At 67.7% G+C, this 19,323-nt stretch carries 15 protein-coding genes; all 15 read left to right on the plus strand.

What is annotated here, in order from left to right:
• Nucleotides 1-338: 338 nt before the first annotated feature.
• The 15 genes from tssB (at nt 339) to H0E82_RS16270 (ending at nt 19,319) form a co-directional block, all read left to right on the plus strand.
• Nucleotides 339-839, plus strand: a complete 501-nt coding sequence (tssB, locus tag H0E82_RS16200; protein ID WP_180546473.1) for a type VI secretion system contractile sheath small subunit — start codon at nt 339-341, stop codon at nt 837-839.
• Between the two features lie 12 nt (nt 840-851).
• A complete protein-coding gene (gene tssC / locus H0E82_RS16205; RefSeq protein WP_180546474.1) occupies nt 852-2,342 on the plus strand; it encodes a type VI secretion system contractile sheath large subunit in 1,491 nt (496 codons plus the stop codon).
• 88 nt (nt 2,343-2,430) lie between these two features.
• Nucleotides 2,431-2,931, plus strand: a complete 501-nt coding sequence (locus H0E82_RS16210) for an Hcp family type VI secretion system effector (protein WP_180546475.1) — start codon at nt 2,431-2,433, stop codon at nt 2,929-2,931.
• Nucleotides 2,932-2,942: 11 nt separating this feature from the next.
• Nucleotides 2,943-3,785, plus strand: a complete 843-nt coding sequence (locus H0E82_RS16215) for a type VI secretion system accessory protein TagJ (RefSeq protein WP_180546476.1) — start codon at nt 2,943-2,945, stop codon at nt 3,783-3,785.
• A gap of 6 nt (nt 3,786-3,791) precedes the next feature.
• Nucleotides 3,792-4,295 carry a type VI secretion system baseplate subunit TssE gene (tssE, locus tag H0E82_RS16220; RefSeq protein WP_180546477.1) on the plus strand — a complete coding sequence of 168 codons (504 nt, stop codon included), beginning with the start codon at nt 3,792-3,794 and terminating at the stop codon, nt 4,293-4,295.
• Between the two features lie 4 nt (nt 4,296-4,299).
• The gene (gene tssF, locus H0E82_RS16225; RefSeq protein ID WP_180546478.1) at nt 4,300-6,183 is read left to right on the plus strand and encodes a type VI secretion system baseplate subunit TssF; all 1,884 of its coding nucleotides are present in this window, start codon (nt 4,300-4,302) and stop codon (nt 6,181-6,183) included.
• A 29-nt stretch (nt 6,184-6,212) separates the two neighbouring features.
• Nucleotides 6,213-7,250 carry a type VI secretion system baseplate subunit TssG gene (gene tssG, locus H0E82_RS16230; protein ID WP_425600358.1) on the plus strand — a complete coding sequence of 346 codons (1,038 nt, stop codon included), beginning with the start codon at nt 6,213-6,215 and terminating at the stop codon, nt 7,248-7,250.
• Between the two features lie 9 nt (nt 7,251-7,259).
• On the plus strand, nt 7,260-9,980 hold the full coding sequence (tssH, locus tag H0E82_RS16235; protein WP_180546480.1) for a type VI secretion system ATPase TssH: 2,721 nt from the start codon (nt 7,260-7,262) through the stop codon (nt 9,978-9,980).
• 9 nt (nt 9,981-9,989) lie between these two features.
• On the plus strand, nt 9,990-11,405 hold the full coding sequence (locus tag H0E82_RS16240; RefSeq protein ID WP_180546481.1) for a hypothetical protein: 1,416 nt from the start codon (nt 9,990-9,992) through the stop codon (nt 11,403-11,405).
• Nucleotides 11,406-11,617: 212 nt separating this feature from the next.
• Nucleotides 11,618-12,406, plus strand: coding sequence for a hypothetical protein (locus tag H0E82_RS16245; RefSeq protein WP_180546482.1), 789 nt, complete (start codon nt 11,618-11,620; stop codon nt 12,404-12,406).
• Nucleotides 12,407-12,958: 552 nt separating this feature from the next.
• A complete protein-coding gene (locus tag H0E82_RS16250) occupies nt 12,959-13,672 on the plus strand; it encodes a hypothetical protein (RefSeq protein ID WP_180546483.1) in 714 nt (237 codons plus the stop codon).
• Nucleotides 13,673-14,039: 367 nt separating this feature from the next.
• Nucleotides 14,040-16,901 carry a serine/threonine-protein kinase gene (locus H0E82_RS16255; protein WP_180546484.1) on the plus strand — a complete coding sequence of 954 codons (2,862 nt, stop codon included), beginning with the start codon at nt 14,040-14,042 and terminating at the stop codon, nt 16,899-16,901.
• A complete protein-coding gene (locus H0E82_RS16260) occupies nt 16,891-17,499 on the plus strand; it encodes an ECF-type sigma factor (RefSeq protein WP_235974344.1) in 609 nt (202 codons plus the stop codon). The genes H0E82_RS16255 and H0E82_RS16260 overlap by 11 nt, the downstream gene beginning before the upstream one ends.
• Before the next feature lie 195 nt (nt 17,500-17,694).
• Nucleotides 17,695-17,982, plus strand: a complete 288-nt coding sequence (locus H0E82_RS16265) for a PAAR domain-containing protein (RefSeq protein WP_180546485.1) — start codon at nt 17,695-17,697, stop codon at nt 17,980-17,982.
• Entirely contained in the window at nt 17,979-19,319 is a 1,341-nt protein-coding gene (locus H0E82_RS16270) for a tetratricopeptide repeat protein (RefSeq protein ID WP_180546486.1), read from the plus strand. The genes H0E82_RS16265 and H0E82_RS16270 overlap by 4 nt, the downstream gene beginning before the upstream one ends.
• The last annotated feature ends 4 nt before the right edge of the window (nt 19,320-19,323 follow it).

The raw sequence follows: 19,323 nt of genomic DNA on the forward strand, positions 1-19,323 counted from the left end.
CCACCGCCTTTGCTGGAGCAATGCGCAGAAGAGCGACGAATCCCATCACGCGTGCTTCACGATCCGCGTGATCGGCGGTTGAGATGAAATGTCGGGTGGGCCCGGGCCCACGTTCCTAATCTCCGCTGCGCTGGTCGGGCTGCATCGCCCGGCCGTTCGCGGGACACGGGGATGCGGGCCGGCTCGCCGGTACCGGCAGACATGTGGAGAGCGGGGTGTCGGGGGTGCTGCTGACGCGGCGCTTCCCGGCGATCGATGCGGATGCCGGGAAGAGGGGGCCGTCCTGCGCTGACGGCTCGGACGCTGCCCCGGCCGGACAGGGCCCACGGAGACCAGCCATGGCGAACAGCCAGAAATTCATCGCGCGCAACCGCGCGCCACGCGTTCAGATCGAGTACGACGTCGAGGTCTACGGCGCGCAGAAGAAGGTGCAGATCCCGTTCGTGATGGGCGTGCTTTCCGACCTGTCCGGCGCCAACGCCGCCGAGTTGCCGCCGGTCGAGGACCGCAAGGCGCTCGCCATCGATGTCGACAACTTCGACAGCCGGCTGCAGTCGATGAAGCCGCGCGTGGTGGCGAAGGTGCCCAACACCCTGACCGGCGAGGGCGAGCTGTCGGTGGACATCACGTTCGAGAGCATGGACGACTTTTCGCCCGCGGCCGTGGCGCGCAAGGTCGCGCCACTGGCCAAGCTGCTGGAGGCGCGTACCCAGCTCGCCAACCTCGACACCTACATGGACGGCAAGGCCGGCGCCGAGAGCCTGATCGCCCAGGCGATCCGCGACCCCGCGCTGCTGCAGGCGCTGACCTCCGCGGCGAAGCCCGCCGACGACCAGTAAGGAACGACGACCATGTCCACCGAACAGCTTGCCGTTGCCCCGGAAGCGCAGACCCTGGAAGCGGGCGAGTTCGCCGCGCTTCTGGGCAAGGAATTCAAGCCCAAGAGCGAACGCGCCCGAGAAGAGGTCGAATCGGCGGTGCGCACGCTCGCCGAGCAGGTGCTCAGCCGCACCGACATCGTCTCCGACGACGTGTCGCAGACGATCAAGTCTTACATCGCCGAGATCGACCGCAAGCTCAGCGAACAATTGAACTTGGTGATGCACGCGCCCGAGTTCCAGCAGCTGGAAAGCGCCTGGCGTGGCCTGCACTATCTGGTCAACAACACCGAGACCGACCAGCAACTCAAGATCCGCGTGCTCAACGTGAGCAAGAAGGACCTCGGCAAGGTCCTCAAGCGCTACAAGGGCACCGCCTGGGACCAGAGTCCGGTCTTCAAGAAGGTCTACGAGGAGGAATACGGCCAGCTCGGGGGCGAACCCTACGGCTGTCTCGTCGGCGACTACCAGTTCGACCACAGTCCACCGGACGTGGAACTGCTGCGCGGCATCGGCCAGGTCTCGGCCGCCTCGCATGCGCCCTTCATCGCCGCCGCCGGCCCCGGCCTGCTCGGCATGGAGAGCTGGAACGAGCTGTCGAACCCGCGCGATCTCGCGAAGATCCAGTCCACGCCCGACTACGCCGCGTGGCGCAGCCTGCGTGAGTCGGACGACGCGCGCTACCTCGCACTGGCGATGCCGCGCACGCTCGCGCGTCTGCCCTACGGCGCCAAGACCGATCCGGTGGAGGAATTCGACTTCGAGGAGGACGCCACCGGCGCCGATTCGAGCAAGTACACCTGGCAGAACGCGGCCTATGCGATGGCGGTGAACATCAACCGCTCCTTCAAGGAGTACGGCTGGTGCTCGCGCATCCGGGGTGTCGAATCCGGCGGCGCCGTGCAGAACCTGCCGACGCACACCTTCCCGACCGACGACGGCGGCGTGGACATGAAGTGTCCGACCGAGATCGCGATCACCGATCGCCGCTCGGCCGAGCTCGACCGTCTCGGCCTGATGCCGCTGGTGCATCGCAAGAATTCCGACATGGCCGCCTTCATCAGCGCGCAGTCGCTCAACAAGCCGGAGGAGTTCGACGACCCGGATGCGACCGCGAATGCGGCACTGGCCGCGCGGCTGCCCTACATGTTCGCCTGCAGCCGCTTCGCGCATTACCTCAAGTGCATCGTGCGCGACAAGATCGGCTCGTTCTCGAGCCGGGACCAGGTCCAGAACTGGTTGCAGAACTGGATTCTGCAGTACGTCGACGGCGACCCGGCCAATTCCAGCGAAGACGCCAAGGCCCGCAAGCCGCTGGCCGCCGCGGAGGTCGTGGTCGAAGAGGTCGAAGGCGCGCCCGGTTACTACACCTCCAAGTTCTACCTCAAGCCGCACTACCAGCTCGAGGGCCTGACGGTCTCGCTACGACTCGTCTCCCGCCTGCCGTCCGAGGCCAAGGGCTGACTCCGGGCTGATCCAACCGCGTGCGGCCCGGCCGCACATCCACACCTGAGGCGGGCCGAGTCCGCACACCATCGAAAGGAGCGTCGCCGTGGCATTCGACATGCACATCAAGTTCGGCAAGGGCAAGGTCACGATCGGCGGATCGTCCGACCACAAGAAGCACAAAGACGAGATTCCGGTCCTGGCCTGGTCGTGGGGGCTGTCGAATTCGGCGGATCTGCACAGCTCCAGCGTGGGTGCCGGCGGCAAGGCGCACGTCCAGGACATGTCGCTGACCAAATACGTCGACTCGTCCTCGCACGCACTTCTGCAGGCGGCCGCCACCGGCGCCCGTATCGAGGAAGCGTGGCTCTACGTCACCAATGCCACCGGCGAGCAGACCGACTACGTGACCATCCACCTGAGCAACGGCGTCATGGTCACCTCGGTGTCCACCGGCGGTTCGGGCGGTGAGGACCGTCTGACCGAAAACGTGACCCTGCACTTCGGCAAGTTCAAGTACGGCTTCCAGCCCCAGAAGCCCGACGGCTCGTCCGACGGCGCGGTCAAGGAGTTCACCTACGACATCCAGGCCGTCGCGGCGGCCTGACGGAGCAGGCGATGACGGCCTCCGTCGACACCGCGGCATTCCGCCTCGCGCCCTCGCCGGCGGAGCAGCTGCTGCGCGATGGGCAGCCCGAGGCGGCGCTGCAGGCCCTGGTCGCACAGGTGCGCCAGGCGCCCGCCGATGCGTCGGCCCGGCTGTTCCTGTGCCAGCTGTTCGCGGCCTGTGGCCAGTGGACACGTGCGCGCGACCAGCTCGATGTCGCAATGCGGCTCGACTCCGGCAACGCACTGCTGTGCGCGACGTGGCAGGCACTGATCGATGCCGAAGCGGCCCGGACCGCGGTCTTCGCCGGCGAAGCGCTGCCCACGGTGATCGGCGCGCCCGCCGACTGGCTGGCCGCCGTGCTCGAAGCCCTGCGTCTGGATGGCCGTGGCGAGCACGCGGCGGCGGCGGCGCTGCGGAGCCATGCGTTCGAGGCCGCGCCCGCCGTGTCGGGCCAGATCGACGGGCAGGCGTTCGCCTGGCTCGCCGATGCGGATCCGCGTTTCGGGCCGTGCCTCGAGCTCGTGTTGCAGGGTGGCTACGGGTGGGTACCGTTCGAGCGCATCGCACGCCTCGCGTTCGACGCACCCGCAAGCCTCGCCGACACGCTGTGGGCACCGGTGGAGGTGACCTGGCGCAATGGAGGTCAGGCGCACGGCTATGTTCCCGTGCGCTACCCGGGAAGCGAGCACCTCGACGAGCCGGGGCTGCGGCTGGGACGTGCCACTGGCTGGACGGCGCTCGCGGATGACACCTGGGCGGGGCAGGGCCAGCGCATGTTCACCACCGACGCCGGCGACCACCCTTTGCTCGAGATACGTGTCGTCACGTTCGACGCAGCGGACGCAGGCTGACCGGCCGTGGCCGAACTCATGCCGCAGGAGCGTCTGCAGCCTTCGCTGCTGGACCGTCTCACCGACGATGCCCCCGCACGCACCGACGAGAGCCGCGAGGCGCGCGTGATCTCGGCCCAGCGCCTGCGCGAGTGCGTGATCCGCGACCTGTCCTGGCTGCTCAATTGCACCCATCGCGGCGTCGGGCTGCTGCCGGACGCCGCGCCCCGGGTCGCGGACTCGGTGCTCAACTACGGCGTGCCGGACTTCACCGGCGTGGCCCGCAGCGGGCTGGATGCATCCCGGCTCGAGCGCGAGCTGCGCACTGCGATCCTCGCGTTCGAACCGCGGCTGATCGCCGACACCCTGCGGGTGCAGGTGCGCGTGGACGGTGGGCGCATGGATGGACGCGCACTGGTGTTCGACATCCAGTCCGAGATGTGGGCCCAGCCGATCCCGCTGAATCTCTACCTCAAGACGGAGGTGGACCTGGAGACCGGACGCATCGATGTGTCCGAGGCCTGGGGCTGAGCGTATGGACCCGCGCCTGTTGAGCTACTACAACCGAGAGCTCGGCTTCGTGCGCGAGATGGGCGCAGAGTTCGCGCGCGAGTATCCGAAGATCGCCGGCCGGCTCGGCCTCGACGGCTTCGAGTGCGCGGATCCCTACGTCGAGCGGTTGCTCGAAGGATTCGCCTTCCTGGCCGCGCGCGTGCAGCTGAAACTGGATGCGCAGTATCCGGTGTTCACCCAGCATCTGATGGAGATGCTGTATCCGCAGTACCTGCGGCCGATTCCGTCGATGGCCGTCGTGCAGCTGCATCCCGATCCCAAGGCCGCCACGCTGGCCACCGGACACGCCGTGCCGCGTGGGACCGCGTTGCGCGCCATCCCGGGTGCCGACATGCGGACCGCCTGCGAGTTCCGGACCGCGCACGCGACCACGCTCTGGCCGCTGGAACTGGCGGGCGTGACCTACTTCGAAACCCCTGCGGCATTGGCCGCGGCCGGCATCGTCGCGCCCGAGGGTGCCGACGTGCGGGGCGGACTGCGGCTCTCGCTGCGCACGACCGGCGGAATCGACCTGGCCACATTGCCGATCGGCGCGCTGCCGGTGTTCCTCGCCGGAAACGACGAGCGCCCCAAGCGTCTCTACGAACATCTCTTCGCCGATGCGGAGGCCGTGCTGGTGCGCGGCGAAGGCGCGCAGGCGCCGGTGCAGGTCTGGCTCGGTTCCGATTCGATCCGGCCGCGCGGGTTCGACGACGACGATGCGCTGCTGCCGGTCGATGGCCGCAGCTTCAGTGGCTTCCGTCTGCTGCAGGAGTACTTCGCCTGCCCGGAACGGTTTCTCTTCGCCGAGTTCGACGGCCTCAAGCCCGCGCTGCAGCGCATGCGCGGGCAGGCGTTCGAGATCGTCGTGCTCATGCGTCGCAGCGTGCCGGTGCTCGCGCGCGGACTCGACACGAGCCACCTCCGCCTCTTCTGCACCCCTGCGATCAATCTGTTCCCGCGGACCGGTGACCGCATCCATCTGCGCCCGGAAAGCACCGAATACCACGTGGTCGCCGACCGCGTACGGCCGATGGACTTCGAAGTGTTCGGGGTAACGCGCGTCGAGGGCTTCGGCGACCGTCAGGAGCCCGAGGTCCGCTTCCATCCGTTCTACGGCGGCGATACCCGCACCTGGCATGCGCGCGAAGGCGCGTACTACACGCTGCGCCGCGAGCCCCGGCTTCTCTCGGGACGCCAGCGGCGGCAGGGCGCACGATCGAGCTACGTGGGCAGCGAGGTGTTCCTGTCGCTGGTGGACGCGGGCGAACGCGCGCTCGACACGCCGCTGCGCCAGGTCGGGCTGCAGCTTCTGTGCGGAAACCGCGACCTGCCGCTGCACATGCCGGTCGGCAAGAGCGCGACCGACTTCCAGCTCGACGCCGGCGTTCCCGTCGCGCAGGCGCGCTGCGTCGCCGGGCCCACCCGGCCGCGACCCGCGATGGCGGGCGGCGAGACCGCCTGGCGCCTGCTCAGCCACCTGCAGTTCGACTATCTCTCGCTGTTCGAAGGCGATCCCGCCTCGGGCGCTGCCGCACTGCGTGAGCTGCTGTCGCTCTATTGCGACCCGAACGACGCGGCGGCACTGCGCCAGGTGGAGGGCGTGAAGTCGATCGCATCGAGGACCATCGTGCGGCGCCTGCCCGTGCCCGGCCCGATCACCTTCGGTCGAGGGCTGGAGATCACCCTGACCTGCGACGACGGTGCGTTCGAAGGCACCGGGGCCTACCTGATCGGCGCGGTGCTCCAGCATTTCTTCGCGCGCTACGCGTCGATCAACGGCTTCACCGAAACCGTGCTGCGCACGCTGGAGCGCCAGCACGTGGCGCGCTGGCCGGCGCGGCCCGGTCTGCGGCAGGTCGCATGACCCGCCCGCCGCCACGCGTGGGCGCCGCGTTGGCTTCGCCGCCTGACGGGGCGGGAGCGGTCGCAGCTGCCGGATCGGACGCGGCCCTCGTCCAGAACCCGCACGGCTTCGAGCTGTTCGCGGCATTGCGGCTGCTCGAGCGTGCACATCCCGGGCGCCCCGGCCTGGGGCTCTCATCCAGACCGGCCGAGGACGCGGTGCGTCTGCGCCAGCCCCCATCGCTGGCATTCGCCGCCGGCGACGTCTCGACCTACACCCCCGGCACCGCCGACGCCCCGGCGGTCCTCGACACGCCGGTGCTCGGCCTGTTCGGCCCGAACGGTGCGTTGCCCCTGCACCTGACGGAATACGCGATCGAGCGGGCGCAGAACGCGCGCGACACGACGTTCGCCGCGTTCGCCGACGTGTTCCACCATCGCATCCTGTCGCTGTTCTATCGCGCCTGGGCCGACGCCCAGCCCGCCATACAGGCCGAGCGCTGCGGCGACGACCGGTTCTCGCGTCAGCTCGGGGCCCTGGCCGGGCTGCGCCCGATGCGCGCCGGCGACGATCCGGTCGTCGGTCACGCGTTGCGGCACGTCGCGGGACGCCTGCTGTCGCAGGTGCGCAACCCCGAAGGATTGCGCGACCTGCTGCAGCTGGCCTTCGACGTGCCGGTGGACATCGTCGGATTCATCGCCGAATGGATGTCCCTTCCGGACGAGTCGCGGCTGCGCCTCGGTCGCAGGCATGTGTCGGGTCTCGGCACGACCGCGGTGATCGGTGCCCACGTACGCGGCGCGCAGCACCGTTTCCGGGTGCGCCTCGGCCCCCTGGATGCGGCGCGCTTCCGGGCCTTCCTGCCGGGAGGAGCCGCACTGGACGAGCTGGGATCGCTGGTCCGCGGTTACGTCGGCGACGGACAGGCCTGGGACGTCCAGCTGGTGCTCCGCGCCGGCGACGTCCCCGCGATGCGCCTGGGTCTGGCGGGCCGCCTGGGCCTGGACAGCTGGCTCGGGCGCCGGGCCTGGGACCTCGAAGACGCCGGCGACGTGATCGTGCGCCCGCGTCCACACACACGACACTAGGAGACCGCCATGGCCGAGATCAGCCGCAGCGCGCTGTTCGGGAAGCTCAACCCCACCACGTACCGCGCGATCGAAAGCGCAACCGTGTTCTGCAAGCTGCGCGGGAATCCCTACGTGGAACTCGTGCACTGGGTCCACCAGTTGCTGCAGCTCGACGACTCGGACCTGCATCGCATCGTCCGTCATTTCGGTGTGGAGCCGTCGAGACTCGCGCGGGACGTCACCGCTGCGCTCGACCGGCTGCCGCGTGGCGCCACCGCGATCTCCGATCTGTCTTCCACCGTCGAGGAGGCCGTCGAGCGCGCGTGGGTGTTCGCGACGCTGATGTTCGGCGAGGCGCAGGTGCGCAGCGGATATCTCGTCGTCGGCGCATTGCGCACGCCGCAGCTGCGCAATGCGCTGCAGGCGATCTCGCCGGAGTTCGGCAAGCTGAAGCCCGAGGCGCTGTCCGACGGATTCGATGCGATCGTCGGCGATTCTCCGGAGACCGGCCAGCGCGCGAGTGACGGATTCGACATCGGCGGCGTGCCGGGCGAGGCCAGCGGCGCGATCGCACCGGCGGCGATGGGCAAGCAGGAGGCCTTGAAGAAATTCACCACCGACCTGACCGAGCAGGCGCGAAGCGGCAAGCTCGACCCGATCATCGGTCGTGACGACGAGATCCGCCAGGTCGTCGACATCCTGATGCGCCGCCGCCAGAACAACCCGATCCTCATCGGCGAGGCCGGCGTGGGCAAGACCGCGGTCGTCGAGGGCTTCGCCCAGCGGATCGCCCGTGGCGACGTGCCGCCGGCGCTGAAGGACGTGGAACTGCGCACGCTCGACGTCGGCCTGCTGCAGGCCGGCGCCAGCATGAAGGGCGAGTTCGAGCAGCGTCTGCGCGCGGTGATCGACGAGGTCCAGGCCAGCCCGAGACCGATCATCCTGTTCGTCGACGAAACCCACACCCTGGTCGGCGCCGGGGGGGCGGCGGGCACGGGAGACGCGGCCAACCTGCTCAAGCCCGCGCTCGCGCGCGGCACGCTGCGCACCATCGGCGCCACCACCTTCGCCGAATACAAGAAACACATCGAGAAGGACCCGGCGCTGACGCGGCGCTTCCAGTCGATCCAGGTGGACGAGCCGGACGAGGCCAAGGCCGTGCTGATGATGCGTGGCGTCGCGAGCACGATGGAAGCGCACCACAAGGTGCAGATTCTCGACGAGGCGCTGGAGGCTGCGGTCAAGCTCAGCCATCGCTACATCCCGGCCCGGCAATTGCCGGACAAGTCGGTGAGCCTGCTCGACACCGCCTGCGCACGTGTCGCCGTGAGCCTGCATGCGGTGCCCGCCGAGGTCGACGACTGCCGGCGACGGATCGAGTCGCTGCAGACCGAACTCGCGATCATCGCGCGCGAACAGGCGATCGGTATTCCGGTGGTCGAACGCGAAACGGCTTGCCGTGATGCGCTCGAGGGCGAAACCGCGCGGCTGGAGGTCCTGCAGGCACGCTGGGAGGCGGAGCGTCGCCTGGTGGACGAACTGCTGGCACTGCGCAGCCGGCTGCGCAGTGGGGCCTCGCCGGTCGAACGTACCGGCAGCGAACTCGAAGCCGCTGCGAATGCGGAAGCGGAGGAACAGGCGCCGCAGCCGGACGCGGACGAGCGCGAAGAACTGCTGGAGCGCCTGCGCAAGGTGCAGGGAGAGCTCGCCTCGCTGCAGGGCGAGACGCCGTTGATCCTCCCGACCGTGGACTACCAGTCGGTCGCGGCCGTGGTGGGCGACTGGACCGGCATCCCCGTCGGGCGCATGGCGCGCAACGAGATCGAGACCGTGCTGCGCCTGCCCGAGCTGCTCGCGCAGCGCGTGATCGGCCAGGACCACGCGATGGAGATGATCGCCAAGCGCATCCAGACCAGCCGCGCCGGCATCGACAACCCGTCCAAGCCGATCGGCGTCTTCATGCTCGCCGGCACCTCGGGCGTGGGCAAAACCGAGACCGCGCTCGCGCTGGCCGAGGCGCTCTACGGCGGCGAGCAGAACCTCATCACCATCAACATGAGCGAGTACCAGGAGGCGCACACCGTGTCCTCGCTCAAGGGCGCGCCCCCGGGCTACGTCGGCTACGGCGAGGGCGGCGTGCTGACCGAGGCGGTGCGCCGCAAGCCGTATTCCGTGGTGCTGCTCGACGAAGTCGAGAAGGCCCACCCCGACGTGCACGAGCTGTTCTTCCAGGTGTTCGACAAGGGCGTCATGGAGGACGGCGAGGGTCGCAGCATCGACTTCCGCAACACGCTCATCCTGCTCACCACCAACGCCGGCACCGACCTCATCGCAAGCCTCTGCAAGGACCCGGAGCTGATGCCCGACCCCGAGGGCATGGCCAAGGCGCTGCGCGATCCGCTGCTCAAGATCTTCCCGCCGGCGCTGCTCGGGCGCCTGGTGACGATCCCCTACTACCCGCTGTCCGACGACATGCTCGGCAAGATCGTCCGCCTGCAGCTGAACCGCATCAAGAAGCGCGTGGAAGCTCGCTACAAGATCCCGTTCGACTACGACGACGCTGTCGTGCAGCTGGTGGTGAGCCGCTGCACCGAGAGCGAATCGGGCGGCCGCATGATCGACGCGATCCTGACCAACACGATGCTGCCGGAGATCAGCCGGGAGTTCCTGACGCGGATGATGGAAGGCAAGCCGATCGAGCGGGTGACGGTAAGCACGGCGGGCGGCAACTTCAGCTACACGTTCTGAGCAACCATCATGGACGCCACGCAATTCGAACGCGCCAAGGTGCTCGTCCCGTCGCTGGCCACCGCCGACGTGACGGTGTTCAAGGCCGGCCTGCTCCAGGACAACTTCACTTGGGGCGCCTCGGCCGCCATTGAATGGTGGACCTGCGACTTCAAGCAGCGCGGCGATCTCCAGAAGCTCGTCGCGGCCGGGGCCAAGCAAGCCGACTGTAAGACGCTGCTCTCGCGCCTGTGCAACGCTCTGTCGGTCGGTGACTGCAAAGCCGCGATCGGACAGTTTACGACCGGCGAATTCAATCGTAGCGGCTGGCTGCAGTACTTCTTCAACGAAGCGGCCGGCGCTGTGGGCTCCAAGCCCCACACCGACCCCGACCGTCGCCTGGTCGTTGACATCGGCAACTCGTTCTTCTTCAAGAACGGGGGCGATATCGAGCAGAAGTACGCCTACGACACCGTCGACGCGAAGGTCTTCAAACAGCTGCTCTACGTGCTGCTGACGATCGGGTTCGACCGCGTTCCGGCCACCAAGGAGCACATCCTCGCGGGTGACTCGTCGAACGCGCTGATCATGAGCCACATGCTCTGGGCAGGCAACGACGACGAAGACGCCCCCAAGTCGCCCGGCGGGATCGCTATCAAGCGCATTCCGATCCGGTACAAGTGGCGTTGCGACAGCCGGCAGTACAGCGACGTCGTCGCAGCCAACGGCTTTGTGACCAAGTCCAACAGCGAGGGCTATGCACGCTTGAAGTCGCTGCGCGAAGACTGGCATCCGTTCAGTGATGAAGGCCCGCGCAGCTACATGTGGTTCCGCAAGGGGCAGACCGACAACTGCCTCTACAACGTGGTGAGCGTTGGCACCGGTGACTGGCAGGGCTTCGTCGTCTATCCGAAGATCGATCTATCTGGCGGGGCGGTGAACAAGCTGAGCGGCTACCTCGGCACGCGCAAGGTCAACTGCAAGAGCGTGAAGACCAGCACTGTCGTGCAGCTCGACCTGCCGGTTTCGGAGACCTACCTGTACTTGTTCCTGCAGATCGGGCCGGTGTTCGACACCGGCGCGGCGCAGGGCAGCAACGCGTACCCCGAGGTTGGCATGGCGAGCATCCCATTGAAGAATATCTTCGGTGCGCTGCGTTTCGTCCGTTACCACCTGGGCCCCGAGGCCTCGGTGAAGGACGATGCCGGCATGATCGTGTTCTGCGACAAGTCTAAGACGCACGAGAACAGCGACGACGCTCACTCGATCCGGGCCAGTTGCGGTCGCGAAGTGTACGGCGCCACGGCTATCCAGTTCGAGACCGTCAAGAACGCGCCACCGTTGCAGGTCAAGTGGGCCGCCACGGGCTACACCAAGCAACCGGCGAACACGCCGTTCGACTTCAACGGTGACAAGTACATCGTCCTGCTGCCGCTGACGGCCTGAACACCCGCCCCCGACGACCACCCTCCACCGTCCATACCGCACTTCCTGCCCGGGAGAATTCCAACATGGGTCAGGTTCACTTTGGAAAACGGGATCGGTGGAACAGTGGAGTCAGCGCAACTTTTCAGGCCTTCTTGCTTCGTAAATTACTCTGATCGCATTGGTCCTGACAGCGCTGCGATTAATGTTCGGCGGAATAAATTGGAGGAATTATGGCGCGGATTGGTAAGCCAAAAAAGGCCCAGAAGAAAAAATTTCAGATTAAATTCGATAACAATCGATTCGAAATAGTAGGTCGCTCGCCGTTTGGCTCCCGAGCAACAAAAATTGCGGTCAATCAGAACAAGGCGAAGGGGCATGTCGAGGACCGGCGTCACATTCTACATTATGACGAGGTGCTTAAACCGGCAATCGAGCGAGTGGTGGGCAAGCTGTTCATTGACCATGGCAGAAGCGTAAGCGCTGTTGCCAGGATTGTGCGGAGGCGAATGGAGGCTTCTGGAATAAAACGGCTTCCCAAGAACGATAACAAATTGATCGAGCGCTTTGTCACCGAGATAAACAGTGCCCCGGATAATTTGGTTCCTGATCGCGCCGATACTAACAAGGCTATCGAGGTGGTTCGGGGGTACGTAAGGAAGTACATAAAGCAGCTATCCACTGAAGCTTTTAGTGACGATTGCAGGGGAGATAATAGATCGCGAATGGATGCATACAAGAAAATGGCTGGCAATATCTTCATTCAGGATTCGTCTGGAGGCGATATCACGGCCGAGCGCAACCGTATACATGGGGAGATTGCCAAAATGGTGGACGGCTGCGAAGCGCCTGCTCAGCTCTGGTGTCTACTCCATGAAATTATGCATTCTGTAACTTTCGATTTCTCGCCAAAGATTGTAAGAGATAATACTGTCAAGGCGCTTGAATGGCAGCGCGAGATGCTGCTGGTTGAAGATGGCCCAGGCGAGCAGCAACTCGACGTACTGATGAAAATCATATAGCGAAGCAGCGGGCTGCCCCTATTTCGGTCTTGAGAACTGCAGCGGCACAACGCGCCGGCAAGTTGTGTCTGATCGGACTTTAAAAGGGCGGCGCGATCAGTTCTTGCGTTCCACGGCTTGCGATGTCAGATCCGGGCTGTAATTTTTGCCTGGGGAGCGGTAGCGTACGAGCCTGGATTACTGGGCTTATAGGTTCGGGCAGGAAGCAAAAGCAGCGTCGTGGTTAGTTCAGCATGTCCTGCACATCAAATCCGACGCGCAGCTCGAAATTTTTGGGGTAAGCGCCTGTTCGCCTAGTTCATTGACAGGGCGCTCTTGGCGAGCGGCCTAGGCAGATGAGCGCAGTTTGAAGGCAACTGGGTGCATGTGTGCTCGCAACCTGCGCCCGCTGAGACAGAACGCCGGGTGCCAGCTTCCCTTGCGCCCCACCATCCCGCGCCTCCGGCGCATTCCGCCGGTTGGACATGCGCCGGCACGATGCACGGCGCCACATCGTGCATCCGCGTCCCGCAGGAGGTCGGGCGGGGATGGATCGGGATCGGGGAGCGGGCAATGGGCATCGTGGTGCTGTGGGCGGAGCAAGACCACAAGAAGCGGGCGGAGGAGCTGGCCAAGACCTACGACGCGCAGACCTTCGACATCACCAGTACGCAGCCGGTCGCGGTGCCGGGGGCCGAGACGCTGGTGTTCTGGGGGCACGGCGATGCCTACAAGTTCTGCTCGATGGACGCCGACGGCTTCCTCGACACGGTGGTCGCGTGGCGCAAGCAGAACAGGAAGGTGCGCAACGTGGAGATGATCTCCTGCAACCTGCGCCACCGCATGGGCACCCAGCCAGACTCCTACACCATGAAGGTGCTCTCCAAACTCAAGCGCAAGCACGCCGACATCCGGCTCAAGGCGCTGCCGCTGGCGTATTCCCGCATGGGCGTTGCATGCGAGAACTCCATCCTCAAGTGGCAGCCCGCGTCCAAGACCTGGGCCTACGTCGGGACGCCCGGCAAGAGCGATGCCTACATGTGGGCGGTGTGCAAGATGCTTGAGGACCAGATGCCGCCGCGCGGCACCCACGACGGCTACGTGCGCGCCCACGGGCGGCTGGTCAACCTGCGTTTCGCCGAGACGCACAAGTTCGGCAGGGACGACCTGGGCAGCATCGTCATGGAGCCCTGCATGCCGAACCACATGCTGTGCGTGGCCAACAACGCCTACTTCCGCACCGGCTCCATCGGCACCCTGCGCAGCGCGTTGGTCGACCTGAAATAGCACGCGCCGACTCGCTGATCTCCGGCGCCTGGCCAGGCCGATCCTGACGCCTGTGGAGTCCCGGTTGCTGACTGCGCGGCGATCGTTCCCGGACGGGCACGTCCCGGAAAGGTGCCGCTGGTGGCCGAGCCCGCGGTGAACGCGGCGGCACGTCGGGCGGAATTCCGCGTCACCGTTGCACCGGAACCCGAGATATGGAACCGGGACGCACGAGGGCCCGGAAGTACGCTCACGTGACCGCATCCTCTGGCATCATCGGCGCGCGATATCGGGTTGGGGAGCCGCCAGTGCGCGCAGAGGATGGCCGGCCCGCTGCAACGGGGCGGAGCCGTCAGGGAAGGCGCGCAGTGCAGGCGAGGGGACGAGGATGAACGACCGGACCGCCCGCTATCTGCGGGCCAAAGAGATCGTGGCCACGGCCGACGGGCTGCCGCCGGAGGACCGCGCCGCGTTCGTGGCGCGAGAATGCAGCGGAGACGCGGCGCTGCTGGCGGAAGTGGCCTGGATGCGCAAGGCGCTCGCGTCGGAAACCACCTTGCCTACGATACGATGGGAGCCGGAGGAACCACTCGAGCTGGACGGCGAACAGCTGTCGGGGCCGTCGGAGCGCGATTACCGCGTGGTGCGGCGCATCGGTCACGGCGGAATGGGCGTCGTGTACCTGGCCGAGCGCTGTCAGGACGGCTTCGTCCAGCGGGTCGCGCTGAAACTCCTCCGGCGCGCGGTCGGCGACAGTCGGCCGATGCTCGAGCGCTTCCAGCGGGAGCGCGCGTTGCTGGCGCGTCTGGAACATCCGGGCATCGCGCGGCTCGTCGACGGCGGGCTGTTGGCCGACGGACAGCCGTTCCTCGCGATCGAGTACGTCGAGGGCGAGCACATCGACCGCTGGTGTCGCGAGCATTCCCCGGATCTGCGTCAGCGTCTGGAGTTGTTCCTGCAGGTCTGCGCCGCGGTCGAATACGCCCATCGGCACCTGGTGATCCACCGCGACCTCAAGCCCGGCAACATCCTCGTGACCCCCGACGGGCGGACGAAGCTGCTGGACTTCGGAATCGCCAGGCTGCTCGACACCGGGGACGGCACGCCGGTCGAGGCCACCGAATTCGGACAGCACGCCCTGACGGTGGCCTACGCCAGCCCCGAGCAGATCACCCAGAAACCCCTGTCGGTGGCGACCGACATCTATTCGCTCGGCGTGGTCCTCTACCAGCTGGTGTGCGGCCAGCAGCCGTTCGGACACCACGGCTCGTCGTTCGACGCCTCCCGCGCCATCGTCGCCGGCGAGGTGATCCCGCCCAGCCGGCAGGCGAAGGGAAGCGGGGGGCTCGCCCGCATTCCGGCCGATATCGATGCCATCGTCCTGAAGTCCATGCGCCGCGAGACCGACGCCCGCTATGTCTCGGTCTCGGCGTTGGCCGCCGATGTCGTGCGTTTCCTGCAGCGACGCCCGATCGACGCCCGGCGCAGCCATGTGGGGTATCGCGCCCGGCGGTTCGTGTCGCGCAACCGCTGGCCGCTGGCTGCCGGCGGCGTGATCGCGCTGACGCTGACCGCCGGTATCACGGTGTCGCTGGCGGCACTGTCCAGCGCCCGTGGGCAGCAGCATCTCGCCGAGCAGCGGCAGCAGCAGCTCGAGCGCATCACCGCGTTCCAGCAGGACATGCTCGAGAGCGTGGACATCGACGCGATGGGGCATGCGATGTGGCAAGCGCAGCGCGACGCCATCGTGGCCGCCGCCAGCGGCAACGGGCCCGACCCCGGTGCGGTGCAACGCCTGGACGACGCGCTGGCGCGGGTGCCCGCAACCGACATCGCGCGCGAGGCGCTGGACCGCTTCGTCGTCATGCATGCGCTCGCCCGGGTGGAGGACGATTTCGCCGACACTCCGCAGCTCGCGGCCGACATGCGGCATTCGATGGCGCGCGTGCTTCTGGGCATCGGCCAGTACGGGTCGGCCATCACCGAGCTCGAGCGTGTTCTCGAGAAGCGCACACGGGTTCTGCCGCCGGGTGATCCCCGGATCGTATCGGTGCTCGTGGACCTGGGCGCAGCCCGGCTGCAGGCCGGCGACATCGTCGGGGCGAACCGCAGCTACACGATGGCGGCGGAGGGTCTCCCGGGTCTGGACGCGGACGACGCCTTGCGCCTGGCGGTCGAGGCCGGCGCGGCGCGCACACTGGCGGCACGGGGCGAGCTCCAGGCGGCACTGGAGCGGCAGAGTGGTCTGATCCGACGCTGGTCGACGGTACTCGACCCGCACGACGCCGCGCTGCTCGAGCTGCGCCGCGACGAGGTCCAGACACTGTCCAGGCTCGGACGTCGGGAGGAGGCGCGGGAACGCATGGCGGCGCTGCTGCCGCATTACGAGGCCAGTGTCGGTGCCGGCGACCGCAAGACGCTGACCGCCCGTCTGACGTTCGCCGAGCTCACGAACACGCTCAACGAGTACGAGGAATCCCAGCGCCAGGCGCATGCGGTGGTGCTGGAACGCGAGCGCCGGCTCGGGCGCGACCATCCCGATACGCTGATGGCGCTCGCGCTGGAAGGCGCGAACCGCGTCCGGCTCGCACAGGCCGAGCCTGCGTTCTCGCAGACCGAGCGCTTCATGCGCGAGCTGCTGGCGAGGCAGGTGCGCGTCCTGGGCGCGGACCATCCGCAGACGCTCGCCAGCCAGAGCGATCTGGTGCGCCTGCTCGGCAAGCAGGCCGATCCGGACAAGACGCGCCAGGCGCTGCAGCTGCATACCGAGGTGTGGCGGGCCCGACAGCGCCTCCTCGGGCCGGACCATCTGGACACCATCTTCTCGCTCGGTGGCCTGGCGAACCTGCAGCGCAAGCTGGGACGAAACGAGGAAGCGATCGCGACCGCGCAGGAAACGTTGCGGCGCTTCGAGCGGACCGTCCCCGATCATCGCCTCGTGTCCGCCACGTGGGAATTGATCGGCGCGGCGCAGTACTCGGCCGGTCGCCTGCGGCTTGCACGCGACGCCTACGCCCGGTCGCTCGCACAGCGCGACGCGATGAACGGGCCGCTCGATGCGCATACGATCGAAAGTGCGTCCGGGCTCTACGCCACGCTGTTCGCGCTGGGGGACGAGGCCGGCATGGCGCGGGTACGCTCGCGGCATCTCGACCCGGTCCTCCAGCTCGACGTCGCGACACTCAACGCCAGCATGCTCGGCATCCGCGAAACGGCGCGACGCGCCCTGCAGGGACAGAATGACGACTGACCGCACCGGAGAAGCCCGCCACGTCGCCGAGATGCGGGGCGGGGCGGCCGACGACGACGTCACGACGTGGCTGCATGCGGCAGCGGCAGGCGATGCGCACGCGATGGAGCAGGTCATGCGCCAGATGTACGCCGCGTTGCGCCAGGTCGCGCGCCAGCAACTCGGCGGCGAGTACCAGCCCAGGACGCTCAGCGCCACGGAACTCGTGAGCGAGGGCTTCCTTCGGCTGTTCGGCGGGGCGTCGATGCCGAAGATCGAGGACCGGCGGCACCTGCTCGGGATGTCGGCCCGGGTCATGCGCCAGGTCCTCATCGATGCCGCCCGCCGGCGCAACGCGAGCAAGCGGCCCGCGGCCGAGGACCGGATCGCGCTGACGGAGATCGTGGACTCGCTGGGCGGGGGCGCCGAGCCCGAGGAGCTGGGCCGCGTGCTCGACGAACTTGATGCCATCGATCCGCGCCAGGCGCGCATCGTGGAACTGAAGTTCTTCGTCGGGCTCACCGAGGAGGAGATCGCCGCGCTGCTCGAGCTCTCGACGGCCACCGTGCAGCGCGAATGGCGCATCGCCAGGGCCTGGCTGCGCCGCGAGCTCGGCTGAAGGGGCCACGCTCGGCACGCGACGATCCGGCCGGGGTCGCCGGACTTCCGACGGGGCGGAATCTCGCGTCGGCGCGCACGTCGAGGCGCGCCGGACGCCCGCGGCGCGAGGATGCGCCGGGTTCTGAGACGAATCGTCGGGCGACGGCGCGAGGTCCTCGCGACCATCCGGGTCGGTCCCGTCGAGTTCGCCAGCATGTTGCCTGCCGCCCGCCTCACCGACATGCATGCCTGTCCGATGGTCACCGGCGTGGTGCCGCACGTCGGCGGCCCGATCCTCGCGCCCGGTGCGCCGACCGTGCTGGTCGGCAACCTGCCCGCGGCACGCGTGGGCGACAGCTGCGTCTGCGTGGGGCCGCCCGACACCATCGTCGTCGGGGTGCCGAACATTCTGATCATGGGCCAGCCGGCCGCCCGCCTGACCTCGGCCACGGCCCACGGCGGCGTGATCGTCGCCGGCCTGCCGACGGTGCTCTACGGATGAACGCCTCGGCTGCGCACATCGCCGCCCATGCCCCCGCGGACGTCGCGCAACGCCTGCAACGCGCACTCGAGTCCCATCGCGCGCAGGACGCCGCCGCTGCCGAGGCGGACTATCTCGAGGTGCTCGCGATGGATGCCGGGCAGCCGGACGCGCTGCATTTCCTCGGCGTCCTGCGTCACCAGCAAGGCGACAGCGAGGCCGCCATCGGCCTGATCGGCCAGGCCCTGCAGCGGGCGCCACGGCACGCCGACATCCACAACAACCTCGGCAACATCCACAAGGAGCGCGGCGACGCGGTGGCGGCGGAAGGCTGTTATCGCCGTGCGCTCGTCCTGCAGCCCGCCCATGTGCACGCACTGGGCAACCTGGCGGTGGCGCTGGAACTGCAGGGACGCCTCGACGACGCCTTCAATGCCTACGGGTTGCTGATCAGCGCGGCGCCCGGGTACGCGCACGGCTTCCATCTGCTCGGACTGTTCCTGCGCGACCACGCCAGGGAGCCCGCGCATGCGCAGCAGGCCGTCGCCTGCCTGCGCCGCGCCTTCGAACTCGACCCGGGCAACCTGCGCGCCTTGGCGGCGCTGGGCAGCGTGCTCTACATGCTCGGCGAACATGACCAGGCGCGCCGGGTCTATGCCGACTGGCTGGCCCGCGATCCGGAGTCCGCGCTGGCCCGGCACATGCTGGCCGCGTGCGGGGGCGCGCCCATTCCCGATCGCGCGGGCGACACCTACGTGCGCCAGCTGTTCGACGCATTCGCCTCCAGCTTCGACGAGCAGCTGTTGCACAACCTCGACTATCGCGCACCGCAGCTGCTGTGCACGGCGCTGGGCCACGCCCTGCAGGGCCGCACGGATCTCGACGTGCTCGACGCGGGATGCGGCACCGGCCTCTGCGCGCCGCTGCTGCGGCCCTGGGCGCGACGCCTCGAAGGCGTCGATCTCTCGCCCGGCATGTTGGCCCAGGCGCGACGGCGCGGCGGCTATGACGCCCTCGTCGAAGCCGAGCTCACCGCGCATCTCGAAGTCTCGCCCGGTGCGTTCGACCTGGTGGCATCGGCCGACACGCTGGTCTATTTCGGCGATCTGCACCGGGTCTGCGCGGCTGCGTTCGCAGCGCTTCGGGCCGGCGGCCGCTTCGGTTTCTCGGTCGAGGCACACGACGAGGTGCTGTTCGATCTCGGGCCCAGCGGACGCTACCGGCACGGACGCGCGCATGTGGCGGCGGCGCTCATGACGGCTGGCTTCACCGACATCGACATCCAGTCCCAGGCGCTGCGCAACGAGAGCGGGGCGCCGGTGCAGGGCTGGGTCGTCACTGCGCGCCGCGCCGGCTGAGGGC

Origin of the sequence: Luteimonas deserti, from assembly GCF_013425765.1 — a bacterium.
Classification (GTDB): domain Bacteria; phylum Pseudomonadota; class Gammaproteobacteria; order Xanthomonadales; family Xanthomonadaceae; genus Luteimonas; species Luteimonas deserti.